Here is a 24252-nt window from a genome sequence, read left to right as displayed (position 1 = left end):
AAGCCCGCTCCCACCTTTTGACCGTCGCCAGTTTGGCCATTGTATTCGCACCATCAAGGAGACGTAGACGTGATCAGCACCTCAACCGTCGTCAATTCAGTCGTAGAAAAACTGCGCGCCGCACTCAAGCGTGGCCAGTGGCGGCGTGGAGAAATGCTGCCCGGCCAGCGTGAACTGGCCGAACAGATGGGCATCAGCCGCCCGAGCCTGCGCGAAGCGGTCATCGTGCTGGAGACCCTTGGCCTGGTGCGCTCGATGCCCGGCAAGGGCGTGGTGGTGTTGGAAAACAGCATCAGCGAACCGCAGTCCAGCGACGCCGTGGCCGACGCCAGCCTCGAAGATATCCTGCAACTGCGCTACACCCTCGAGCCCTTCATCGTCGGCCTGGTTGCCCAATCCATCAGCAGCAAGGAGGTCGGCCAGCTGCGCCTGACCTTGATGGACATGCGCGAAGCCCTGGATGCCGGTGACGCCGAAGCCGGCATGAACGCCTACATCGGCTTTCACGAAGAACTGTTCGCGCTGACGTCCAACCCGATCTTCCAGAACGTGGTGCAGCAAACCAGCAACGCCCTCAAGCTGAGCGCGCAAGTCTTGCGCAACTCGCCGGAACATCTTGCCGAGCGTCTGCAAGAGAACGAAGCCGTGGTGCGCGCCATCCGCAACAAGAACAGTGCACTGGCCAGTGCCGAGATGCGTCGGCACATCCTCCAGGAAGGCCTGCGCATGGGCATTCGCTTGAACATCCCGGACGACCATCTGGGCAGCTGAATTTTTGGAGACCGGCCATGACCGCCCACGCGCTGCAACGCGATCCCATTCTCCCGGCCCTGCGCCTTGTGACCGGTAAAAAGCCCTCGGTGGACGACATCTACCCGCGCTTGTTCGATGCCATCCTCGAACAACGCATCGCCCCCGCCAGCCGGTTTACCGAAGAAGGTCTGGGCGAAACCTTTGGTGTGAGCCGCAGCGTGATTCGACGCGTACTGGCCAAACTGTCCCATCAGCAAGTGATCATCCTGCGCCCCAATCAGCGCGCCCAAGTGGCTGCGCCGGACGCCCAGCAGACGCGGCAGATTCTGGAAGCGCGGCGAATGACGGAAGTTACCGTGGTGCAGCTGGCCTGTGCCCAGGCCACACCCGCGCACATTCGGCAGTTACGTGAGTTGATCGCCGGTGAACGTGACTGTATTGACCGCGACCAGCGCGCCACGGCGATTCGCCTGTCCGGGGAGTTCCACCTGCAATTGGCCGCGATGGCACACAACGCGCCCCTGGCGCAGTTCCTCAACAGCCTGGTGCCGTTGACCTCATTGATCATTGCCCAATACGAGGCACACGCCTGCACGTACTGCGCGTGGCAGGAGCATGTGGCGATTGTGGATGCGCTGGAACAACGCGATGTGAACCGCGCGATCGGCCTGATGACCCAGCACCTGGATCATCTGGAGGCGAAATTGCTCACGCTCAACTGACGCTCGCCACCGCGTCGGTTGCCTGCGGCATCAGGTGTCTTCTCGCCTGATCCACTTGGGCACGTTGGGCGCCTGATAACTCAACACGGCAGCCAGCAAACGCTCCACGTTCGGTTCCACGATCAGCATGTTGCGGTGCACGGGTTTTAGAAACGCCTCACTGACAACCGAGTCGAGAAACGTGGCCAGGCCGTCGTAAAAGCCCCATTAAGCCGACCGAGGCGCCACCGTAGACCAGGCCGATACCCGCCTTGGCCAGCGCCTCACCCAATTGAGCCGCCATTTGCGCATACACCGGCAATCGGCCCGCGCTTGAACCCGAGAAAATACAAAGTCGCATACACCCTCGCTTGATCTGATTGTGTTGAGCACAGCCCCCATTTAACCATGCCAGGTCCAATGCGCAGAATTAGCCTTACCGGCCACCTTTAAGCATTACTTCGTAGATCGATCGTACAAAGATCCAATTGTGGGAGCTGGCTTGCCTGCGATCGCGGTGGGTCGGTTCGCACATCTTTCACTCAAAGACCGCCATCGCAGGCAAGCCAGCTGCCACACGTGGCCAAGGGTGTCTGGTAAAGCGTGGCGAAACAAAAAGCCCCCGCATCTCACGATACGGGGGCTTTTGTTTTACCGCAGGATCAAGCCGATTGCAGCACCGACTGACCGCTCAACGCCAGGTCCAGCAGTTCACGGTTGGCGACTGCATACATGGCGTAGTCCGTGCCGACCGCAGCACGGATTTCGACCATCATGGCGCGCCAGCGATCAGCCATGTCCTGATGCTGCTCAAGCCACAGTGCCACACGGGCTTCCATGTCGTGTGGCGCGTCGGCCATTTGCAGAACAGAGATGGTGATCGCGCGCTGCTGCCAGTCCACGTCATCTCGGAAGGCTTCGCGGGCCGCGGCCTGCCAGTTGTTGGCCACCGGCAGATCGCTGATCTGCTGCAAGTACCATGGCAAGTCCAGAGCGCTGCCGACGGCGAAGTAGGCCTTGGCCACTTCGGCGGCGTCATGCCCGGTCACGTCGGCGGCTTCGATGATTGGCAGCAGGGTGTACAGGTGAGTCGTGCCTGCAACCATGCGCGCCAACAACTCTGGCACACCCGCTTCGGTGTAGGCCTGGTAGCGGTTCTGCCAGCCTTCGCGGGTCGGGCCTTCCAGCAGTTCGTCGAGCTTGAGGCCCAGCGCTGCCAGGTGCGGACCGAAGTGCGCGGTGTCACGGCCAGCGTCCTGCTCGTTGCGACGGCTGCGCAGGAACCAGCGCGTGGCACGGCGGCCCAGACGCATCAGCTCGTCCATCAGCTCCAGTTGCACGTCAGCGGAAACCTGGTGGTCCAGGGCTTCGATCTGACGGAACCAGTGCGGGAGATGGAAAATGTCACGCACGATCACGTAGGCACCGGCCACGTTCGCCGGGCTCATGCCGGTCGACTCTTTGAGTCGCTGCACGAAGGTGATGCCCATGTGGTTGACCAGGTCGTTGGCGATCTGGGTGCTGACGATCTCGCGCTTGAGGCGATGGCGACGCATGGCTTCGCCGAACTTGGCGACCAGGCTCGGTGGGAACGCGGTCTCCATGTCACGGGTCAGGTAGTCGTCATCCGGTACCAGCGACTTGAGCAGGGCTTCCTTGAGGTCGATCTTGCTGTAGGAGATCAACACCGACAGCTCCGGACGGGTCAGGCCCTTGCCGCTGGAGGCGCGCTCGGTGAGCTGCTCCTCGGTCGGCAGGTACTCGATGGCGCGGTCCAGCTTGCCACGGCCTTCCAGGTCGCTCATCAGACGCTTGTACTCGGCAGCACGCTCGTAGGCACGGCGCGCAGCCAGGGACAGGGCCTGGGTCTGCTTGTAGTTGTTGCCCAACACCAGGTTGCCGACTTCGTCGGTCATGCTCGCCAGCAGCTGGTTGCGCTGCTTGTCGGTCATGTCACCGGCCTGCACCACTTCGTTGAGCAGGATCTTGATGTTCACTTCGTGGTCGGAGCAGTCCACGCCACCGGCGTTGTCGATGAAGTCGGTGTTGGAACCGCCGCCATTGAGGCCAAATTCCACACGGCCCAGTTGGGTCATGCCCAGGTTACCGCCCTCGCCCACCACCTTGCAGCGCAGCTCGTTGCCGTTGACACGCAACGCGTCGTTGGCCTTGTCGCCTACGTCGGCATGGCTTTCGGTGCTGGCCTTGACGTAAGTGCCGATGCCGCCGTTCCACAACAGGTCCACCGGCGCCTTGAGCAAGGCGTTCAGCAGCTCGGTCGGGGTCAGCTTGTCGGCCTGGATGTCGAAGCGCTCTTTCATCTGTGGCGAGATGGCAATGCTTTTCGCGCTGCGCGAGAAGATACCGCCGCCTTCGGACATGATGCTGGTGTCGTAGTCGGTCCAGGCCGAACGCGGCAGCTCGAACAAACGCTTGCGCTCGACGAAGCTGGTCGCCGGGTTCGGGTTTGGATCGATGAAAATGTGCAGGTGGTTGAAGGCCGCAACCAGTTGCAGCGTGTCGGACATCAGCAAGCCGTTACCGAACACGTCACCGGCCATGTCGCCGACGCCGACCACCGTGATGCTGTCTTCCTGCACGTTGATGCCGCGCTCACGGAAGTGACGCTGCACACCCACCCACGCGCCCTTGGCGGTGATGCCCATTTTCTTGTGGTCGTAACCGGCCGAACCACCGGAAGCGAACGCGTCGCCCAGCCAGAAGCCGTAGTCGATGGCGATGCCGTTGGCGATGTCGGAGAAGGTCGCAGTGCCCTTGTCCGCTGCCACGACCAGGTACGGGTCATCGTCGTCATGACGCACGACGTTGGCCGGTGGCACCAGGGCGCCGTCTTTGAGGTTGTCGGTGATGTCCAACAGGCCCGAGATGAAGATGCGGTAGCAGGCGATGCCCTCGGCCGCGATTTCGTCGCGGGTGCCGCCCAATGGCAGGCGACGCGGCAGGAAGCCGCCCTTCGCGCCCACGGGCACGATCACCGAGTTTTTCACTTGCTGGGCTTTTACCAGGCCGAGCACTTCGGTACGGAAGTCTTCTTCACGGTCGGACCAGCGCAGGCCGCCACGCGCCACGTTGCCAAAGCGCAGGTGCACGCCTTCAACACGCGGCGAGTAGACGAAGATTTCAAACTTCGGCACCGGCTTGGGCAGCTCAGGAATCGCGCGCGGGTCGAACTTGAAGCTGAAGTACGACTTGTTCTGGCCGTTGGCGTCGGTCTGGTAGAAGTTGGTCCGCAGGGTGGCCTTGATCAGGTCCAGGTAGCGACGCAGGATGCGGTCTTCGTTGAGCACCTGAACGTCGTCCAGGGCGGTGAGGATCGCTTGTTCCAGGCGTTGCTGCTTGTCTTCCAGGTCGTCGGCGGTGAGCTTGCGCGCCAGGTAGAAGCGGGTCTTGAACAACCGGGTCAACTCGCGAGCGATGTCGGTGTGGTTGTTCAGGGTGCTGGCGATGTAGCCCAGGTCAAAGCCCAGGCGGATCTGCTTCAAGTAACGCGCATAGGCACGCAGCAGCGCCACGTCGCGCCATGGCAGGCCGGCAGTCAGTACCAGGCGGTTGAACGCATCGTTTTCGGCATCGCCATGCACGATGTGCACGAATGCGTCCTGCAGGGTGTCGTTGAGCTGCTGGATATCAAGGTTCACGCCTTCGGCGGCGATGAAGGCGAAATCGTGAATCCAGAACTCGCGGCCATTGGCATGGCGCAGGCGGTACGGGAATTCACCCAGCACGCGCAGGCCGAGGTTTTCCAGGATCGGCAACACGTCGGACAGTGCCAGCGGCGTATCCGCGTGGTAGAGCTTGCAATGCAGTTCGCGCTGGCCGGAAACCTGGCCCAGCGGCTGGTAGAAGCTCATCACCAGCGGGTTGGCTTCGGTCAGGCTGTTCAGGTGTTGCATGTCGACCACGGCCGAATGCGCGGCAAAACGCTCGCGGTAGCCGGCCGGGAAGCCTTTCGGGAAATCCGCCAGCACGTTGGTGCCCTGGGCTTCGCCGAAGCTTTCGACCACAAGGCTGGAGTAGTCGTCCTGCCAGCTGCGGCAGGCCTGCACCACTTCTTTTTCCAGTTGCAGCGGGTCGATGTCCAGGCGGTTCTTGGGGTCAACCCGCAGAATCAGCTGGACACGGGCCAATACCGATTCAGAGAAGAAGGTCCAGAATTCGCAGTCCGAGGCTTTCAGGCGATCCATCAGCACTTGCTGGATCTTCTGGCGCACTTCGGTGGAATAGATGTCGCGCGGCACGTAGGCCAGGCAGTAGCAGAAACGACCGTACGGGTCTTTGCGCAGGAACACGCGGATCTTGTTGCGTTCCTGGATCTGCACGATCGACATCACGGTGCTGAACAGTTCGTCGACCGGGGTCTGGAACAGGTCGTCACGCGGCAGCACTTCAACCACTTGAGCAAGCTCTTTGCCCAGGTGAGCCTTGGGTTGGAAACCCGAACGGCGTTCGATTTCCGCGACCTTGCGACGGATGTACGGAATCACTCGCACGCTTTCGCCGTACACCGAGGAGGTGTAGAGGCCCATGAAGCGGTGTTCCTTGATGACCTTGCCGTCAGCGTCGATCTCGCGGATCGACACATAGTCCGGGTACGCCGGGCGATGCACGCGGCTTGGGTGCGCGGCCTTGGCGAACGACAGCACGGTCGGCTCACGCAGGTAAGCCACGGCGTAGTCTTCGATGCGCAGGTCTTCGGCGGTGAGGCCGGCACGCAGCAGCTTGGTCAGACCGAGGAAGGAATTGGCGTCATATTCGATATGCCCGCCGTCCGCCTCGTCACGTACCACGAACTCTTCATAGCCCAGGAAGGTGAAGTGGTTGCCCACCAGCCATTCGAGGAAGTTCTTGATCTCGGCTTTTTCTTCGCCGTCGATGCTGAACTGGCTGGCGTCGATACCGGCCAGCAGGTCCTGGACCTTGGCTTTCATCGGTTCGAAATCAGCCACGGCCACGCGCACTTCGCCCAGCACCTGCTCAAGCTCTTTGCTCAGCACGTTCAGTTCGGCGGCATTGGCGCAGCGGTCGATTTCCAGGTACATCAGCGATTCTTGCTGAATGCCTTCGCCCTGGGTGCCTTTAGGCAGGATTTCCAGCAACTCGCCCTTGTTGCCACGGCGCACGCTGAGCACGGTGGTTTGCAGGGTGTGGATGCTGTAGCCACGACGGTTCAGCTCGGTACGCACCGAGTCGACCAGGAAGGGCAAGTCATGGTGCAGCACTTCGACCGCGGTGTGCGTCGATTGCCAGCCATGACGTTCGTAATCGGGGTTGTAGACCCGCACCTGCGGTTGGGTGTGATCAAAGCGCTCAAGCAGGCGCCAGGCAGACAAGGTGCAACCGGCCAGGTCGGAAAGGCGACGTTGGGTCAGTTCGTCCAGGGAAATGATGCCGAAAAATTGTTCAGCAAACAGCGCCACTTGTGGCAGTGCCTGTTCACTGATGTGCTGCGCCAGTGCCGCTTGCAGTTGATGCTGGAAGTCGGCCTTGCTGGCTGCGGTGAAGAACGCCATCTGTGGTACTCCGCTTGGGCTTGTTATTGATGGAAGCGTCGCGTGTTATCCCCTTGCGGGGAGACCGTCAGCTCTGTTCGCGGTCTACAGTAACGAATTCAGAGTGACAGGTGGGTGAAGCTGGACAAGACAATGAGGTCACATACAACTTCCATAAGATGTACACCGTGCAGGGCGACGGTACGACGGGCAGGTCAGACTCCCGGCACAGGGCACATCCGTTGCGCAGCTTAACGAGTGTAGGAAGACAGCTGCTTGCGACGCTGCGACATATTCGGTCATCGGTACGCAGGCTTGGGGTTGCGACTTGAGCAACCCGGATTTTTCCGAGGAAAAACCGCCTGCTTTCAAGCTCGCGAGTACCGAAAGTGACTGGTATTGCCCGTCAGGTCATGCACTGCGTCTGACACACGATGCAGCACAAAATTCGCCGCAATGGCACAATTGGCGCGCTGCGCCCTCCCCCAGACAGGATTTCCCATGCTGCAACTGAACACTGACGCACTGATGGCCACCCCGTGCGACGACGAAGAAGACAACATGGCCATGCTCTGCTGCCACGGCAAAAACGGCGAGATGTTCATGCTCACCCGTTATCCGGATGAAGAGGAAGTCGAACTGACCTGGGATTACGAGCCGTCGACCCTGGATGGCCTGAAAGTCACCTTGAGCGACACAACGTTGCTGATTGAGCTGGCCGCCGGCGATGCCGATGCGCTGGGGGGCAAGGATCAGCTGGAAATTACCCACGCCACTGCCGCGTCGGATTTGGCTGAAGTTGAGGAAACCTTGCAGAACATTCTTAAGGGCACTGGTACGTTCACCCGAATCTAAGCTGCACCAACGATCAAATGTGGGAGGGGGCTCGCCCCCGATAGCAGTCGCTCAGTCACAGATGTGAAAACTGATCCACCGCTATCGGGGGCAAGCCCCCTCCCACATTGACCCTGTTCCCATACAAATTTCCTACAAGATTTGCCAAAAATACCCGTCACGCCGTTAGTCGCCACCCCCCTCGATGCATTAAAGTAAGCGCCCCAGGCCCGGCGCTTTTTATCAACGCCCGGTCAATCTCTCCAGGAACCGTCATCGATGGAACATCGTGAAGCGCTGCTCGCGCTGCGAACTTTTCTTTCTACGCAGATTCTCGGCCAGGAAAAACTCATTGATCGCCTGCTGATCGCCCTGCTGGCCGACGGCCACATGCTGGTCGAAGGCGCACCGGGCCTGGCCAAGACCAAGGCCATCAAAGAGTTGGCTGAAGGCATCGAAGCGCAGTTCCATCGTATCCAGTTCACCCCCGACCTGCTGCCCGCCGACATCACGGGCACCGAGATCTATCGCCCGGAAACCGGCAGTTTCGTGTTCCAGCAGGGGCCGATTTTCCACAACCTGGTGCTGGCCGACGAAATCAACCGTGCGCCGGCCAAGGTGCAGTCGGCATTGCTCGAAGCCATGGCCGAGCGCCAGGTCAGCGTGGGCCGCAGCACGTACGACCTGTCGCCGCTGTTTCTGGTAATGGCCACGCAAAACCCCATCGAGCAGGAAGGCACCTACCCGCTGCCCGAAGCCCAGCTCGACCGTTTCCTGATGCACGTCAAGATCGGCTTCCCGGACGCTGCCGTCGAACGGCGCATCCTGCAACAAGCCCGCGGCGAAGCCCTCAACGGTGAAACCAAACCCGAGCGCCGCGTCAGCCAGCAGGCAATCTTCGCGGCGCGCAAGGAAATCCTCGGCCTGTACATGGCCGACGCGGTGGAGGAATACCTGGTGCAGCTGGTCATGGCCACCCGCACCCCGGCCAAGTTCGACGCGGAGATGGCCGAGTGGATCGCCTACGGCGCCAGCCCGCGTGGTTCCATCGCTCTGGACCGCTGCGCGCGTGCCCACGCCTGGCTGGCCGGGCGCGACTTTGTGAGCCCGGAAGACATCCAGGCGGTGCTGTTCGACGTGCTGCGCCATCGCATCATCCTGTCGTTCGAAGCGGAAGCGGCCGGCATCGACCAGGACCGTGTGGTGCAACGCATTCTCGACGTCGTTGCCGTCGCTTGAACCCCATGAACGCAAGCGATGGCATCCGCGTCACACTCAGCGAATTGATTGAGATGCGCCACCGCGTGCGCGAAGTGCAGCTGTTTTCCACGCCGAGCCAGCGCAGCCCGCTGATCGGCCTGCACCATTCCAAGCTGCGTGGGCGTGGCGTCGACTTCGACCAGGTGCGCGTGTACCAGGCCGGCGACGACGTGCGCACCATCGACTGGCGCGTCACGGCGCGCACCCAGGAGCCGCACACCAAACTGTTCCACGAAGAGCGCGAACGCCCGATTTTCATCATGGTTGAGCAAAGTTGTCGGCTGTTTTTCGGCTCTGGCCAGATGTTCAAGTCAGTGCTCGCCGCGCAAGCCGCCAGCCTGATTGGCTGGGCAGCGCTGGGGCATAACGACCGCGTCGGCGGGCTGGTGTTTGGCGACAACGAACACTACGAAATCAAACCCCGGCGCAGCAAACAAAGCCTGCTGCAACTGCTCAACCGCCTGGTGCGCGTCAACCAGAGCCTGAACACCGAGAGCCGCCCCGAAGCCGATGCGCTGGGCATGGCGCTGCGCCGTGGCCGCGAAGTGCTGCGCCCAGGCAGCCTGGTGATTGTGATCTGCGACGAGCGCGCGCTGACCGAAGGCGCAGAGCAACAACTCAGCCTGCTGTCTCGGCACTGCGACCTGCTGCTGTTGCCGATTTCAGACCCGCTGGACCACGCCCTGCCCGCCGCCGGGCTCTTACGTTTTGCCGAGCGAGGCGCACAACTGGAACTCGACACGCTGAACTTTGACTTGCGCCAGGCCTACAAAGCCCAGGCCGAAGCCCGCATCGCGCGTTGGGAGCTGCTGGCGCAAAAGCTGCGAATCCTGCTGATGCCGTTGAGCACGCAAAGCGAAATGGTCGAGCAACTGCGCGAATACCTCAACCCGCAACGCCCGGTTAAAAAGCAATGAGCAGCCTCGACCAACTGCAACCCTTGATCGCCCCGCCGGCGATCGGTTTCTGGCCGCCTGCGCCGGGGTGGTGGCTGTTGCTGCTGGTGATTCCGCTGCTCGGCTGGGGGCTGTGGTCGCTGCGCCGTTTGCTGCCCAAGCGCCGCCCGGTGGCCCGCGCCGAACAACCGCTGGACCCACTGCGCATCGCCGCCCTCGCCGAGCTGGCGTTGATGCCCAAACCCTACGACGGCGCGCCCGCCGGTGCCTGGCTGCAGCAACTCAACGGCCTGCTCAAGCGCCTATGCCGCAACGATTACCCCTACAGCCAGAGCCACACCCTCAATGGCCGCAAATGGCTGGCGTTCCTCGACAACCGCTGCCCGGCTGCCGGCCTCACGCGCTGGATGGTACTGGTGGAAGGCGCTTACAAACCCGAATGCAAACTCGACGACAAGGCCATCGCCGGCCTGACCCAAGCCGTCGACACCTGGATTCGCAAACATGTTTGAGTTCGCCTGGCCGTGGATCTTCGCCCTGTTGCCATTGCCCTGGTTGATGCGACTGGTCTTGCCGGTGGCCGACAGCGGTGAGCCGGCGTTAAAGGTCAGCTACCTCGCCGACCTCGAAGGCCTGGCCCGCCGCCGCGCACGCGTCAACCTGCCCGGCTGGCGCCAACAGGCGCCGTTTGTGGTGATGTGGTTGCTGCTGTTGACCGCCGCCGCGCGCCCGGAATGGCTCGGCGAGCCGCTGCCGATTGCCGCAAGCGGCCGCGACCTGCTGGTGGCGGTGGACGTGTCCGGCTCGATGGACTTCCCCGACATGCACTGGCAGGACGAGGACGTCAGCCGCTTGAGCCTGGTGCAACACTTGCTCGGCGACTTCCTTGAAAGCCGTGAAGGCGACCGCGTCGGCCTGATCCTGTTTGGCAGCCAGGCCTACCTGCAAGCGCCGCTGACCTTTGACCGGCGTACCGTGCGCGCCTGGCTCGACGAAGCGCGCATCGGCATCGCCGGCAAGAACACCGCCATCGGCGACGCGATCGGTCTGGCCCTGAAACGCCTGCGCCAGCGCCCGGCGCAAAGCCGCGTGCTGATTCTGGTCACCGACGGCGCCAATAACGCCGGGCAGATAGACCCGCTGACCGCCGCGCGCCTGGCCGCTGAAGAAGGCGTGAAGATTTACCCGATCGGCATCGGCGCCGATCCGGCGCAAACCGGTTCCCTGGGCATTCTGGGCGTCAACCCGAGCCTGGACCTCGACGAACCCGCGTTGAAGGCCATCGCCGACGCCACCGGTGGCCGCTATTTCCGCGCCCGCGACGGCGACGAGTTGCTCAAGATCAAGCAAACCCTCGACCAGCTTGAGCCCGTTGCCCAGCAACCGACCCAGGCGCGTCCGGCCCTGGCGCTGTACAGCGCGCCGTTGGCCCTTGCGTTGGTTCTGAGCCTGTTGCTGGTGATCCAGGAACGCTGGCCCAACAACGCGCTGCAACGCGCCTTGCATAAACTCTCGACCAAGGGCAATTTCCTGCAACAGCACCCTGAATGGCGTCAGCGCCTCAAACGCCTGCGATTGCGGAGGCGTCGATGATCGACCTCTGGCCGCACTGGTTCCGCCCTTGGTGCGTAGTGCTGTTGCCGTTGCTCGGCTGGCTGCTGTGGCAGCTGTGGCATCGGCAAAAGCGCGCCGGGCGCTGGCAGATCATTTTGCCGCCGGCGTTTCATGCGGTGCTGCTCAGTGGCGGCAATGGCCGCGAGAGCAAATCGCCGTGGGTGGTGCTGGGCATCGCCTGGCTGCTGGCCGTGTTGGCGTTGCTCGGCCCCAGCTGGCAACGGGTTGAACAGTCCAGCCAGAAACCCGCCGACCCGCTGGTGGTGCTGCTGGAATTGACCCCGGAAATGCTTGCCACCGACAGCCCGCCCAATCGCCTCGAACAAGCTCGGCGCAAACTGTATGACTTGCTGCAGGCACGCGCCGATGCACCGACCGCCATCGTCGTGTATGCCGGCAGCGCCCACACGCTGGTGCCGCTGTCGGATGACTTGGCCACCAGCCGCAACCTGCTCGAAGCCCTGCGCCCCTCGATCATGCCCGAGCCAGGCCATCGCGCCGACCTCGCCGTGGAGAAGGCCCTGGGCTTGCTCAAGCAAGGCGGTCTGGGCCAAGGGCGCCTGTTGTTGGTGGGCTCATCGCTGTCCAAGCAGGAGCGCCAAGGCATTCGGCTGCAGCTGCAAGGGGCCCAGGCGCCGAGCTTGTCGATCCTCGGCATCGGCAGCCGCGAAGGCACGCCGGTGACCCAGGAAAGCGGCGAGTTCCTCAAGGACGACCAGGGCGCGATTCTGGTACCGCGCCTCGACAGCCCGACCCTCAAGGCGTTTGCCAGCGAAATGGGCGGCCGCTACCGCGCCGCGCGCCTGGACGACAAGGACCTGCGCCAACTCAACTTGCTCGATGGCCCGCAGAACCTGCGCAACGACGGCCAACTGCTGCACCTCGATGCCTGGGCCGACCAGGGTTATTGGCTGCTGCTGCCACTGTTGCTGCTCGCGGCCTGCGCCGGGCGCCGCGGCTGGCTGTTCTGCCTGCCGTTGCTGTTAATGGGCGCGCCGCAGCCCAGCTATGCCTTCGATTTCCAGGACCTGTGGCTGCGTCCCGACCAACAGGGCCAGTACCTGCTGAAGAAAAAACGCCCGGCCGAAGCCGCCGAACACTTCGAAAACCCGCAATGGCAGGGCGTTGCCTTGTACGAGGCGGGAAATTACGCCGAGGCGATCAAGCGTTTTGCGCTGAGCAATGACGCCTATTCCCACTACAACCGCGGCAATGCCCTGGCCAAGTCCGGCGAACTGGAAGCCGCGATTGATGCCTACGAACAGGCGCTGGAAGCCCAACCTGACCTGCAACCGGCGTTGAAAAACAAAGCGCTGGTCGAAACCCTGATTCAGGAAAAGGCCCAGCCCGAGCCCGCCAAGCCGGCAAAAAAGGAAGATGACGAAACCACCCAACCCGGCCAAACTGCGCAACCGGGCACTAGCGGGCAAAGTGCCACGGGTGGCGAACAATCGCCCCAAGGCCAGGGCGAGGCCGGCACCGGCGATACCCAGACCGGCAGCACGCCCAAAGCTGGCGGCAACGACGTACCGGGCAGCGAACTGGGTGATGAACACACCACCACCCCGCCGCTGCGCCCCGCCGATGCCAACATTGACGGCGAACATCGCCAGGCCCTGGAGCAATGGCTGCGGGAGATCCCGGACAACCCCGGCGAACTGCTGCGGCGCAAATTCTGGTACGAACAGCAACAACATCAGGACAAGACTCGATGAGCCGCCGCACCACCCTTCTGCTCCTGCTCGCGTTAACGGCAGGCCACGCCCAGGCGGCAAACCTGGTCGCCAGCGTCGACCGCAGCCGCCTCAATTCCGGGGAAACGGTGGAACTGACGGTCGAGTCCAGCGACGTCACCCAATTCGGCAAGCCGGACCTGGCGCCGCTGGATGCGCAGTTTGAAGTCAGCGGCACCCGCCAGATCAACCAACTGACCACCCTGGGCGGCGACAATCACGCCACCACGCGCTGGATCATCACCCTGCTGCCCAAGGAAAACGGCACCGTGGTGATTCCGCCGCTGCAAGTGGGCGAGCTCAAGACCCAGCCGATCAGCCTGCAGGTGGTCGAAACCGCGAGCCAGAACACCAGCGCCGAACTGGCCCCGGTGTTCATCGAGGCCAACCTCGACCAGAGCAGCGTGTACGTCCAGGCCCAGGCGCTGCTGACCGTGCGCGTGTACCACTCGGTGTCGCTGTATGACGACAGCAGCCTCACGCCGTTGCAGATTCCCGATGCGCGCATCGAGCAATTGGGCGAGTCGCGCACCTATGAAAAAGTCATCAACAGCATTCGCCATGGCGTGATCGAAACCCGCTATGCGATCTACCCGCAACACAGCGGCGCCTTGGTGATTCCAGGGCAGACCTTCAGCGCCACGCTGGTGGAATCGCGTCCGCCGCAGGAAAACACGCTGCAGGGCACCAAGCCGGGCAAGCTGATTCACGTCAGCTCAGCCGAAATTGCGCTGACGGTCAAACCCAAGCCGGCGCTGTACCCGGCCGACGCGCCGTGGATACCGGCCCGCAGCCTCAGCCTGACGCAAGCCTGGAACCCAGAGCCTGAGCACGTGCAAGTCGGTGACTCGCTGACCCGCAGCCTCACGGTCAAGGCCGAAGGGTTGTCCAGCGCGCAGCTGCCGGCCCTGCCCAGTACCGACATCAATGGCCTGCGCCGCTACCCCGACCAGCCGGTACTGGGCAATCAGAACAACGACCACGGCCTGACCGCCAGCCGCGAAGACCGCGAAGCCCTGGTGCCGACCCGCGCCGGCGCCATCGAACTGCCTGCCGTCGAGGTGGTGTGGTGGAACACCCACGAAGACCACCTCGAACGCACCAGCCTGCCTGCCCGCACGCTGCAGGTGGCGACCAACCCGAGCCTGGTGGTCGACACCCCCGCCACGCCGACCGTGATCACCGCACCAGACGATGACCGCCTGTGGCTGTGGCAGCTCAGCACGTTGATCTTTGCCTGCACCACGCTGCTGGGCTTCGGCCTGTGGTGGCGTGCGCGTCGGCAACCGGCCGTGCAACGGGCCGCTCAAACGGGCCCGAGCCCGCGCTCACTGCTCGACGACCTCAAGCGCGCCACTCAGGCCAACGACCCACAGGCCACGCGTCAGGCGCTGGATGCCTGGGCGCGGCAACAGCCGGAGACCTTGGCCGACATGGCGGCGCGGTTTGTGCCGTTGTCCGATGCGCTGGACGGGTTGAATGGTGCGCTCTACAGCGAAAGTGGTCATTTCTGGTTGGGTGAAGACCTTTGGCGTGCGGTCAAGGCCATCCCGGTCGCCGAGCGAGAGCAAGACCCGGCGACGGATACCACCAGCTTGCCGCCGCTGTATCCCAAGTAGGCCCTGGGTGTGCGGTGTATTTACCCATGCTGTTTGGACCGTGGTTGGCGCGGGGTCGCTGGGTGTATATCCGTTATTTGGGTGATGGCGGGTATCGGTTCCGCTCTTACAGCGGGTCACTTTTGAAAAGAGCCCAAAAGTAACCAAAAGGCTCTTGCCCCACCACTCGGCACCTCGCCTAGGCTCGGTGTGCCCTCACGCAGACTTGAATCCGTGGGCCGCCGCGACGGGCCATCCATGGCCCAACGCGGCTAACCCGGCGTCCTGCCGGGTTACCCACGGATTCAAGCCTGCGCGAGGCCAGCGTGGTTTAACGGGGCGCCTAAGATCAAAGTCAAAAGCAGATCAAGATCAAAAGCAAAAGCACGGCGGCCTAGTAGCCGACCTGAGTGGTTAGATCAAAAGCGAAAGCGAGGCGGCCTGACAGCCGACCTGATTCTGGAAGCTGAACTCAATCAAAGGTGGGAGCGGGCTTGCCTGCGATGGCATCAACTGTGTGTCACTGATACACCGAGGTGCCTGCATCGCAGGCAAGCCAGCTCCCACAGAAAAGCAAAGCAGTGCGGTGGTGGAGGCTGAACTCGGTCAAATTGTGGGGGCGGGCTTGCTCGCGAAGGCGGTGGGTCAGTCAGCTTATGTGTCACTGACACACCGCATTCGCGGGCAAGCCCGCTCCCACATTTGGATCTCAGTGGATCAGATGGATCAGATGGATCATGTGTTGCTGTGCTTTTGATCCGCTTTTGCTTCTACCACTCAGGTCGGCTGTCAGGCCGCCGTGCTCTGCTTTTGATCTTGCTTTTGATCTGACAGGCCCCGTCAACCACGCTGGCCGAACGCAGGCTTGAATCCGTGGGTAACCCGGCAGGACGCCGGGTTAGCCGTGTTGGGCCATGGATGGCCCGTCGCGGCGGCCCACGGATTCAAGCCGGAGTGAGGGCATGCCGAGCCTAGGCGAGGCACCGAGTGGTGGGGCAAAGACCTTTTGGTTACTTTTGGGGCGTTTGCCAAAAGTGACCCGCTGTAAGAGCGGAACCGCCAGCCGCCGTGACCGCAGCAACGGATATGTACTCAACCACCCCCGCCCCCACGGTAGATCAGTGCCGCCTGATCGACACGCATTGTTAAAGGCCAGCAATCCACATCCCTTTAATTTGCGGGAAGTTTCCTAGACAATCCTTCGGCCTTGCGCCTGCTCACCCCACTGGCTAGCCTTCGCTCCGTCGCTGCATATCAGCGATCGGGTGTGGAAACCTGTGAACGAGTAGGCGTCATGATCGTATGAAAACGCTCAATGGCGGCTGTACGCGGGCAGACTTCGGTCTGGCCGAGTCCTACTACTCGGTTTTCCACCCCGCGTATGGCTGCCACCCAATTCGTCGTGTGGAAACGGCACAGGGTGGCTCCCCAATCTAGTAGGAGCTTATTCATGAACAAAATCGTCCCCGACCCACCCCGCGAAATTTTTGAGCGTGCCCTGCGCCATTACTTGCAACCCGACTCACTGCCGTCCTTCGTCGCCCATCACGACCTCAGCTTCGAAGACGCCCTGGCCCAAATCTGCGACCTGCTGCGCTGCGCCGCCGCCACCGCGGCCAGCACCACGCAAACGCTGCTCGGCGATGAACGCGACATGGCGAGCGCCACCGAACACCTGATCAACAACGCCAAAACCTTGGCCGACCGCGCGCTGAACTGCCTGCACGCCGCATAACCCCTGTGGGCGCTGGCGTGCCTGCGATACAGGCACCTCGGTCTTTCAGTCAAACCGAGGCGATACCATCGCAGGCAAGCCAGCTCCCACAGTTGATCTGGGCCAGCCGCGGGCACCGAACCTGCTTTTACAGGTAAACTCCCCTCCTTTTCATCTTCTCCCCGGAGTTCGCCTTGCGTCTGTTCCACACCTCCGACTGGCACCTCGGCCAAAACCTGCATGGCCAGGAACGCGACTTCGAACACGCCTGTTTCCTCGAGTGGCTGCTGGGCCAATTAAAAGCCGAGCAGCCCGATGCGCTGTTGATAGCCGGCGATATCTTCGACACGGTCAACCCGCCGCTCAAGGCCCAGGAGCGGCTGTACGACTTCATCATCAGCGCCCACGAACACAACCCGAAACTCACGATTGTGATGATCGCCGGCAACCACGACTCCGGCTCGCGCATCGAATTGCCCGCGCCGTTGATGCGCCGCCTGCGCACGCATGCCTTGGGCCGCGTGCTGTGGCTGGATGACGGCCAACTGGATGCCGAGCGCCTGCTGATCCCGCTGCCTGACGCCAAAGGCAAGATCGCCGCCTGGTGCCTGGCGCTGCCGTTTTTGCGCCCGGCGGAAGTCACCGGCGCGCACTTGGGCGACGACTACCTGCGCGGCATCGGCCAGGTGCATGAATGGCTGATCGCCGCCGCCAATGCCAAACGCAAAAAAGGCCAAGCGCTGATTGCCATCAGCCATGCGCATATGGCCGGTGGTTCGGTGTCGGAAGACTCCGAGCGCAGCCTGATCATCGGCAATGCCGAGGCGCTGCCCGCCAGCCTGTTCGATGCCAGCGTGAGCTATGTGGCCCTGGGCCATTTGCACAAGCCGCAAAAGGTGAACGGCGAAGAACGCATTCGCTACAGCGGCTCGCCGATTCCCCTGTCGTTTTCCGAAATCGGCTACAAGCATCAAATTCTCGATGTGATCTTCCAGGGCCAACGCCTGGTCAGCGTCGAGCCGCGCCTGATTCCGCGTTCGGTCAACCTGCAACGCCTGGACGCTGCGCCGTTGGCGGAGATCCTCAAGCAACTGGCGGATCTGCCCGACATCGACCTGCTCGCCGAGACCCAACGCCACCCGTGGCTGGAAGTGCGGGTGCGCCTGGACGCGCCGCAACCGGACCTGCGCCAGCAAATCGAAACCGCCCTGCAAGGCAAGGCCGTGCGCCTGGTGCGCATCGCCGCCGAATATGCCGGCAAGCGCGGCAGCGACGCCACCGACGACGAGCGCCTGGTCGAACTCGACCAGCTCACGCCCCAGGAGCTGTTCAGCCGCGCCTGGCAGGACAACTACGGCAGTGAAGTGGATGAACAGACCTTGAAGGATTTCGCCGTGCTGCTCCAGGAAGTGCAACAGGCGGGTGAACAGCCATGAAGATTCTTGCCATCCGCCTGAAAAACCTTGCCTCACTGGCCGGCCCGTTTGAAATCGACTTTACCGCCGAGCCCCTGGCCAGCGCCGGGTTGTTTGCGATCACCGGGCCGACCGGCGCGGGCAAAAGTACCTTGCTCGATGCCTTGTGCCTGGCGCTGTTTGGCGCGGTGCCACGCCTGGGCGATACCGGCCAGGCCAAGATGCCGGATGCCGACAGCGACATTTCCATCGGCGACCCACGCACCCTGCTGCGCCGCGGCACCGGCGGCGGTTATGCCGAGGTGGACTTTGTCGGCGTCAACGGCCGTCGCTACCGTGCGCGCTGGGAAGCCAACCGCGCCCGCGACAAGGCCAGCGGCAAGTTGCAGAACAGCCGGCAAAGCCTGATCGACCTGGACAGCGACCAACTGCTGGCCAGCCAGAAGACCGAATACAAGACCCAGCTGGAACTGGCCCTGGGCCTGAATTTCGAGCAGTTCACCCGCGCGGTGCTGCTGGCGCAAAGTGAATTCAGCGCGTTCCTCAAGGCCAACGACAATGAGCGCAGCGAACTGCTGGAAAAGCTCACCGACACCGCGCTCTACACCCAGCTTGGCCGCCGCGCCTTCGACAAGGCCAAAGATGCCAAGGACGCGCACAAACAACTGCAAGACCAGGCTACCGGCGTGGTGCCATTGGCCGCCGAGGTCCGCGCCGAACTGGATCAACAGCTCGCCACGGCGCAGCAGCAGCTCAAGACCCAGCAGGCCCAGCTCAAGCAGTTGGAGTTGCAGCACACCTGGCTCAAGGAGTTGCGCGAATGGCAGGAGCGCCAACAAAGCGCGACTGAGCAACTGCAACGCGCGCAAGCCGATTGGGATGGCCAAGGCCAGCAACGCCAGGACCTGAGCCGCCTGGAGCACTTGGCGCCACAACGCCATCAGTTTGCTCGACAGGCTGAACTCGGCACGTTGTTGACGCCGCTCGCCGCGCAGATTCAGCAGCACAGCGAGCAGCAAACCGCGCTGCACACGCGTCAGGAGCAGGCGCAAGCCCAGCAAGCGGCGGCCCAGGCGGCACTGGCTGAGGCGCTGAAACACCAGGCCGACGCCGTGCCCTTGTTGCGCCAGGCCTTTGAAGCACAAAGCACCCTCGCCCACTTGACCAAGGACCTGGCCAAACGCACCGAGGACCAACAGCAACACGAAGTCGCCTGCACCCAAGGCCAGACCTTGTTGAAGGGCTTGCAGGACAAACACACCCACGTTGCCGAACGCCTGCAACGCCTGGCTGCCGAGCTGGAGCGCAGCGCCGCCCTGGCGCCGCTGAGCGATGCCTGGAGCGCTTACCGCGACCGTCTGCAGCAGTTGATGCTGATCGGCAATCGCTTGAACAAAGGCCAGAGCGAACTGCCGCAGCTGGAACAACGCGCCACCACCGCCGCCGAGAAATTCGCTCAGCAACGTGACGCGTTGGACCTGTTGTATCAGGAAGCCGGCGCCGAGCCACACGCGGTCGCCGAGCAGATCCAGCTACTGGCGAGCCTCCTGCAAGACAACCGCAAACAGCAACGCGCCTTTGAAGACCTGACGCGCCTGTGGGACAACCAGCAGCAGCTGGATCAACAGGCCGCCAGCCTGACGCAGAAACTTGCGGACGCGCAGCAACGGCGCGAACAACTGAACCAGACCGGTCTGCAAACCAAGGCCGAGCTGGCCGTCGCCGAACAAACCTTGACGGTGACCAAGCAACTGCTCGAACGTCAACGCCTGGCCCGCAGCGCCAGCGTCGAGGAATTGCGCGAGCAGTTGCAGGACGACCAGCCCTGCCCGGTGTGCGGCAGTCATGAGCACCCCTATCACCAGCCCGAAGCCTTGCTGCAAAGCCTCGGCCGCCATGATGAGAACGAAGAAGCCACGGCGCAGAAAGCCGTCGACGTGCTCAAGGAAAAACTCACCGAGCTGCGCGGCGAAGTGGGCGGTTTGATCGCGCAACAAAAGGAGTTCCTGCAACAGCAGGAGCACCTGACGACGCAGCAACAGGCGCTCAAACCCAGCCTGGATGCACACCCGCTGTCGGCCTCGCTGTTCAACCAGGACGCCGCCAAGCGCAGCACCTGGCTGGCCCAGCAACTGGCGCAGCTGACGCAAAGCATCACCCAGGACGAACAACGCCAGGGCGCCCTGCTCAACCTGCAACAAAATGCCGGGCGTTTGCAGCAGCAGTTGCAAGCCGCCCAGGATGCGAGCCAGCAAGCCCGGCAGTTGCTGGTGGACCAGCAACGCGAGCTGTCCAACGACCGCGAACGCCTCGACGAAGAGCTGCATGCCTTTGCCAGCCTGCTGCCCGCCGAAACCCTCGAAGGCTTGCGCCGCGAACCGGCCGCGACCTTTATGCAGCTCGACCAGCAGGTCAGCCAGCGCCTGGAACAGCTGGGCCATCAGCGCGATGAACTGGCCGAGCAGCAGGAACGTCAACAGGCCATCGAGAAAGAACAGACCCATCAGCAGCATCGCCAGCAGCAACTGGACGTCTTGCATCAGCACGTCACCGAGTTGTCCGCGCAGCGACAGGCCGCGCAGGAGCAACTCACGGCGCTGCTGGGCGATCACGCCAGCGCTGAACAGTGGCAGCAGCAACTGGACCAGGCGGTGGCGCAGGCACGTCAGCGCGAAACCGACGCCAATCAACAGCTGCAAGACCTGCGTAATGCGCTTATTCAACTGGCTGCCGACCTCAAGGCGCAGCAGGAACGCCAACAGGCACTGACTGCTGAGCAGCACAGCCTCGACGAGCGCCTGGGCGAATGGCGGGCGCTGCACCCCGAGCTGGATGACGCCGGGCTCGCGCGCTTGCTGGCGTTCGATGACAGCCAGATCAGCGCGCTGCGCCAGCAGGTGCAACACAGCGAAAAAGCCGTCGAACAAGCCAAGGTGCTGTTGCACGAACGCGAGCAACGCCTCGCCGAGCATCAGGCCTTGCACAACGGCAACCTGGACGCCGAGCAACTCGATGGCAGCCTGGCCACGCTCAACCAGCAATTGGCCGAGGGCGAAAAACACTGCGCCGAGTTGCGCGCGCGCCAGGCCGAAGACCAGCGCCGCCAGGACGCCAACCACGCGCTGGCCGAACAGATCACCCAGGCTTATGAAGAATGGCAACGCTGGGCGCGCCTGAATGCGCTGATCGGTTCGGCCACCGGCGACACGTTCCGCAAGATCGCCCAGGCCTACAACCTGGACTTGCTCGTGCATCACGCCAACGTGCAATTGCGCCAACTGGTGCGCCGCTACCGCCTCAAACGCGGTGGCAGCATGCTCGGGCTGTTGGTGATGGACACGGAAATGGGTGATGAACTGCGCTCGGTGCACTCGTTGTCCGGGGGCGAAACCTTCCTGGTGTCGCTGGCGCTGGCGTTGGGCCTGGCGTCGATGGCGTCCAGCACGTTGAAGATCGAGTCGCTGTTTATCGACGAAGGTTTTGGCAGCCTTGATCCGGAGTCGCTGCAATTGGCGATGGACGCCCTGGACGGTCTGCAGGCCCAGGGCCGCAAGGTGGCGGTGATTTCCCACGTACAGGAAATGCACGAGCGCATCCCGGTGCAGATCCAGGTCAAGCGTCAGGGCAATGGCTTGAGCACGCTGGAGGTCAAGTGAGCGAGGCGCTGCTGTATTCGTTCCGGCGCTGCCCGTATGCGATGCGCGCGCGCATGGCGTTGCGCTACGCGGGCGTGCCCGTGCAGATCGTCGAGGTGAGTCTGAAAGCCAAGCCGGCCGACATGCTCGCGCTGTCGCCCAAGGGCACGGTGCCGGTGCTGAGTGTGGACGGCCGGGTGATTGAGGAAAGCCTGGAGATCATGCATTGGGCCCTGGCGCAGCACGACCCTGATGACTGGTTGCTCAACGGCGACCCGCGGGTGCTGGCACTGATCGCCGAGAACGACCAGGCCTTCAAACATCACTTGAATCGATACAAGTACGCCGAGCGCTATCCGGAGCAGCCGATGGAACATTATCGGGCCGAGGGTGAGGTGTTTTTGCACAAGCTGGAAGGTTTGCTGGCGGGGAATGAATACTTGTTGGCCGACCATTTGAGCCTGGCCGATGTGGCACTGGCGCCGTTTGTGCGTCAGTTCGCGCATGTGGATCGCGAGTGGTTTGCCGGCACCGAGTATCACCGGTTGCAGGCCTGGCTACAGCGTTTTCTGGAATCACCGCTGTTTGCAGCGGTAATGGCAAAACCCTGAACCCAACACAATCACCTGTGGGCGCTGGCTTGCCTGCGATACCGACAACTCGGTGCAACTGATACACCGAGTTGCTTTCATCGCAGGCAAGCCAGCGCCCACAGGTGACCGTCGCTCAGCTCACGCTCAGTGCTGGGTCTTGTGATCCAGTGCGGCGTAGAAGTTGGCGCTTTGCTGCAGGTATTTCTGGGTGTAGGCGCTGGTGCTGGATTTTTTGCCGGAAACTTCCACGCTGGCGGCGGCAGGCAATGCCACGGTGGCGGAAACAGCGGAAGCGGCGATGATGGAGAAGAGGTTCAAGTTCATGTCGGTAACCCTTGTGTTCGTTGGTTTAGGTGGCCGGTAGAGGCCTTGGAACCCAACTTACGCCCGAGGGCTGAACCTTGGTAATGTTTTGAAACAGTAGCCGCTATTAATAGAATTAATACACCGAGTCAGGCCCCGCATGGCGGGGCCTGTGGCTTATTGACGCACCAGAAACTTCAGGTCACTGGGCGCATCGATCGGCAATTTCTGCACGGTTTTACCCAGCAGGCCGGTCTTGGGGTCGCGTTCGACGACCACGATTTCGTTGCTTTTCTGGTTGGCGATCAGCAAAAACTTGCCGCTCGGGTCCAGGCTGAACTCGCGCGGGTGGTCGCCTTCCACAGAGCGGCGCTGCAGTTCCTTGAGGTGCGCGGTGGCCGGGTCGATGCTGAACACCAGCATCTGGTTGGCGGTGCCGCGGTTGCTCACGTACAGGAATTTGCCGTCGCTGGAGGCGTGCAGCGCCGCGCCGGCCTTGTCGGCCACCGGCTGCCCGCCAGCAAAGTCCACCAGTTGAGTCTGGCTGAGCTTGCCGTCGTTGTAATCGAACACGGCAACCTGGGCGCTCATCTCGGTGGTCAGCCAGGCATGCTTGCCATCCGCGCTGAACAGCAAGTGACGCGGGCCGCTGCCCGGTGGCATTGGCACGGCGGCAGGGTTGGCCGGGGTCAGCGGCAGTTCAGGGTTGGCCTTGGGGTCGTAGTGGTAGGCAAACACCTTGTCGGCCCCCAGGTCCTGAACAAACACGTATTTGCCGTCCGGCGATGACACCACCGAATGCACATGGTTGGAGGCCTGACGCTCCGGGTTTACCCGGCTGGACGGATGCCCGCTCAGTTGCACCGGCGCCGACAGCTTGCCAGCGGCGTCAACCGGTAGCACCGCGAGGCTGCCACCCGGATCTTCGAGTACCGAATAGTTGGCAACGAACAGGTAACGTCCATCAGCGGCGAGGCTGGAATGGGTGGGTTCATTGCCCAGGCTCTGCACCTGGTTGATCAGGGTCAACTGATGGTTCTGCGGGTCAATGCTGTAGCTGCTGACGCGGCCAACCGGGTCTTTCTGGCCCGGGCCGTTCTCGTTGACCACGAACAAATGCTTCTGGTCTTTGGAGATCGTCAGCCACGACGGGTTGGCTGCCTTCGCGGCCAGTACCGGCTTGCCGCTGAATTGGCCGGTACGGCTGTCAAACTGCAGGCGGTAGATACCCTCGCTGGTACCGGCGGTATAGCTGCCCACCAGCAGTTCATAGGTGTCTGCCGGTGCGGCTTGCACCGACATGGCACCGACACTGCCCGCCATCAGCAGGGGCCAGAATTTACGCATCATCATCCGCTTCATCCTCGTCGTTATTGTTGCCGGTGAAAGCGCTCATGCAGATCAGGCGGTGCTCGCCCGAATCACCGGTAAGGGTCCAGCTTTGCAAGGTGTCATCGAAGGTGGCGGCCTGTACCTGCTCCAGGCTGAAACGCCAGCGTTTTTCAGCACGGCCGTCCATGGCGGTGATCAGCAAGGCCTGTTCATCAAAGGTGAAATCAAAGGCATGCAGCCCGTCGATTTCAAGCATGTCGGAAGTCTTCAGGACGGCAGGCAAATTATCGGTCATCACAGTCTTTCATCAGGTTCAAAGCGCTAATGATAGGCCAGTTTGCTGCCCGCACCTAAAGCCATA

17 protein-coding genes are annotated in these 24252 nt (G+C 62.5%); 13 read left to right on the top strand and 4 right to left on the bottom strand.

From position 1 onward, the window contains the following. Positions 1 to 69: 69 nt before the first annotated feature. Both ACM530_RS23900 and ACM530_RS23895 read left to right on the top strand, forming a co-directional pair. Positions 70 to 771, top strand: a complete 702-nt coding sequence (locus tag ACM530_RS23900) for a FadR/GntR family transcriptional regulator (RefSeq protein ID WP_416363319.1) — start codon at positions 70 to 72, stop codon at positions 769 to 771. Between the two features lie 17 nt (positions 772 to 788). Further along, the gene (locus ACM530_RS23895; RefSeq protein WP_416363318.1) at positions 789 to 1475 is read left to right on the top strand and encodes a GntR family transcriptional regulator; all 687 of its coding nucleotides are present in this window, start codon (positions 789 to 791) and stop codon (positions 1473 to 1475) included. 641 nt (positions 1476 to 2116) lie between these two features. On the opposite strand, the gene ACM530_RS23890 is transcribed toward ACM530_RS23895, so the two are convergent. Then, positions 2117 to 6985, bottom strand: coding sequence for an NAD-glutamate dehydrogenase (locus ACM530_RS23890; RefSeq protein ID WP_242198293.1), 4869 nt, complete (start codon positions 6983 to 6985; stop codon positions 2117 to 2119). A gap of 480 nt (positions 6986 to 7465) precedes the next feature. On the opposite strand from ACM530_RS23890, the gene ACM530_RS23885 reads away from it, so the two are divergent. From ACM530_RS23885 to ACM530_RS23835, 11 genes are all read left to right on the top strand, one after another. Next, positions 7466 to 7819, top strand: a complete 354-nt coding sequence (locus tag ACM530_RS23885) for a hypothetical protein (RefSeq protein ID WP_262207708.1) — start codon at positions 7466 to 7468, stop codon at positions 7817 to 7819. A 258-nt stretch (positions 7820 to 8077) separates the two neighbouring features. Next, positions 8078 to 9037 carry an AAA family ATPase gene (locus tag ACM530_RS23880; protein WP_034106117.1) on the top strand — a complete coding sequence of 320 codons (960 nt, stop codon included), beginning with the start codon at positions 8078 to 8080 and terminating at the stop codon, positions 9035 to 9037. Between the two features lie 5 nt (positions 9038 to 9042). After that, entirely contained in the window at positions 9043 to 9975 is a 933-nt protein-coding gene (locus ACM530_RS23875) for a DUF58 domain-containing protein (protein WP_094952755.1), read from the top strand. Continuing rightward, the gene (locus ACM530_RS23870; protein ID WP_145166030.1) at positions 9972 to 10466 is read left to right on the top strand and encodes a DUF4381 domain-containing protein; all 495 of its coding nucleotides are present in this window, start codon (positions 9972 to 9974) and stop codon (positions 10464 to 10466) included. Before ACM530_RS23875 ends, ACM530_RS23870 begins: the two co-directional genes overlap by 4 nt. Next, a complete protein-coding gene (locus ACM530_RS23865; RefSeq protein ID WP_416363317.1) occupies positions 10459 to 11547 on the top strand; it encodes a vWA domain-containing protein in 1089 nt (362 codons plus the stop codon). Before ACM530_RS23870 ends, ACM530_RS23865 begins: the two co-directional genes overlap by 8 nt. Beyond that, a complete protein-coding gene (locus tag ACM530_RS23860; RefSeq protein WP_416363316.1) occupies positions 11544 to 13283 on the top strand; it encodes a tetratricopeptide repeat protein in 1740 nt (579 codons plus the stop codon). The genes ACM530_RS23865 and ACM530_RS23860 overlap by 4 nt, the downstream gene beginning before the upstream one ends. Then, positions 13280 to 14920, top strand: a complete 1641-nt coding sequence (locus ACM530_RS23855; protein ID WP_416363315.1) for a BatD family protein — start codon at positions 13280 to 13282, stop codon at positions 14918 to 14920. The genes ACM530_RS23860 and ACM530_RS23855 overlap by 4 nt, the downstream gene beginning before the upstream one ends. A gap of 1429 nt (positions 14921 to 16349) precedes the next feature. After that, the gene (locus ACM530_RS23850) at positions 16350 to 16634 is read left to right on the top strand and encodes a DUF6124 family protein (RefSeq protein ID WP_416363314.1); all 285 of its coding nucleotides are present in this window, start codon (positions 16350 to 16352) and stop codon (positions 16632 to 16634) included. 173 nt (positions 16635 to 16807) lie between these two features. Next, the gene (locus tag ACM530_RS23845) at positions 16808 to 18049 is read left to right on the top strand and encodes an exonuclease SbcCD subunit D C-terminal domain-containing protein (RefSeq protein WP_416363313.1); all 1242 of its coding nucleotides are present in this window, start codon (positions 16808 to 16810) and stop codon (positions 18047 to 18049) included. Next, positions 18046 to 21684, top strand: a complete 3639-nt coding sequence (locus tag ACM530_RS23840) for an AAA family ATPase (protein ID WP_416363312.1) — start codon at positions 18046 to 18048, stop codon at positions 21682 to 21684. Before ACM530_RS23845 ends, ACM530_RS23840 begins: the two co-directional genes overlap by 4 nt. Then, a complete protein-coding gene (locus ACM530_RS23835; protein ID WP_416363311.1) occupies positions 21681 to 22274 on the top strand; it encodes a glutathione S-transferase in 594 nt (197 codons plus the stop codon). Before ACM530_RS23840 ends, ACM530_RS23835 begins: the two co-directional genes overlap by 4 nt. A 126-nt stretch (positions 22275 to 22400) precedes the next feature. Here the strand turns inward: ACM530_RS23835 and ACM530_RS23830 are convergent, their stop codons facing one another. From ACM530_RS23830 to ACM530_RS23820, 3 genes are all read right to left on the bottom strand, one after another. Then, complete coding sequence (locus ACM530_RS23830) at positions 22401 to 22580, bottom strand: hypothetical protein (RefSeq protein ID WP_145166200.1); 180 nt, start codon at positions 22578 to 22580, stop codon at positions 22401 to 22403. Between the two features lie 156 nt (positions 22581 to 22736). After that, a complete protein-coding gene (locus ACM530_RS23825) occupies positions 22737 to 23912 on the bottom strand; it encodes a lactonase family protein (RefSeq protein ID WP_145166201.1) in 1176 nt (391 codons plus the stop codon). Continuing rightward, on the bottom strand, positions 23899 to 24186 hold the full coding sequence (locus ACM530_RS23820) for a DUF5629 family protein (protein ID WP_119735885.1): 288 nt from the start codon (positions 24184 to 24186) through the stop codon (positions 23899 to 23901). Before ACM530_RS23820 ends, ACM530_RS23825 begins: the two co-directional genes overlap by 14 nt. Positions 24187 to 24252 lie beyond the last annotated feature (66 nt).

This window comes from Pseudomonas sp. NFX183 (genome assembly GCF_047943075.1).
In the GTDB taxonomy this organism is placed as follows: domain Bacteria; phylum Pseudomonadota; class Gammaproteobacteria; order Pseudomonadales; family Pseudomonadaceae; genus Aquipseudomonas.
This window is presented reverse-complemented; position numbering and strand designations above follow the sequence as displayed.

Bases quoted from the DNA above. Each gene is read 5' to 3' on its own strand.
- ACM530_RS23830 (WP_145166200.1), bottom strand. From the start codon at position 22,580: ATGAACTTGAACCTCTTCTCCATCATCGCCGCTTCCGCTGTTTCCGCC.
- ACM530_RS23885 (WP_262207708.1), top strand. From the start codon at position 7,466: ATGCTGCAACTGAACACTGACGCACTGATGGCCACCCCGTGCGACGAC.
- ACM530_RS23890 (WP_242198293.1), bottom strand. From the start codon at position 6,985: ATGGCGTTCTTCACCGCAGCCAGCAAGGCCGACTTCCAGCATCAACTG.
- ACM530_RS23825 (WP_145166201.1), bottom strand. From the start codon at position 23,912: ATGATGATGCGTAAATTCTGGCCCCTGCTGATGGCGGGCAGTGTCGGT.
- ACM530_RS23855 (WP_416363315.1), top strand. From the start codon at position 13,280: ATGAGCCGCCGCACCACCCTTCTGCTCCTGCTCGCGTTAACGGCAGGC.
- ACM530_RS23880 (WP_034106117.1), top strand. From the start codon at position 8,078: ATGGAACATCGTGAAGCGCTGCTCGCGCTGCGAACTTTTCTTTCTACG.
- ACM530_RS23875 (WP_094952755.1), top strand. From the start codon at position 9,043: ATGAACGCAAGCGATGGCATCCGCGTCACACTCAGCGAATTGATTGAG.
- ACM530_RS23865 (WP_416363317.1), top strand. From the start codon at position 10,459: ATGTTTGAGTTCGCCTGGCCGTGGATCTTCGCCCTGTTGCCATTGCCC.
- ACM530_RS23820 (WP_119735885.1), bottom strand. From the start codon at position 24,186: ATGACCGATAATTTGCCTGCCGTCCTGAAGACTTCCGACATGCTTGAA.
- ACM530_RS23840 (WP_416363312.1), top strand. From the start codon at position 18,046: ATGAAGATTCTTGCCATCCGCCTGAAAAACCTTGCCTCACTGGCCGGC.
- ACM530_RS23850 (WP_416363314.1), top strand. From the start codon at position 16,350: ATGAACAAAATCGTCCCCGACCCACCCCGCGAAATTTTTGAGCGTGCC.
- ACM530_RS23870 (WP_145166030.1), top strand. From the start codon at position 9,972: ATGAGCAGCCTCGACCAACTGCAACCCTTGATCGCCCCGCCGGCGATC.
- ACM530_RS23895 (WP_416363318.1), top strand. From the start codon at position 789: ATGACCGCCCACGCGCTGCAACGCGATCCCATTCTCCCGGCCCTGCGC.
- ACM530_RS23860 (WP_416363316.1), top strand. From the start codon at position 11,544: ATGATCGACCTCTGGCCGCACTGGTTCCGCCCTTGGTGCGTAGTGCTG.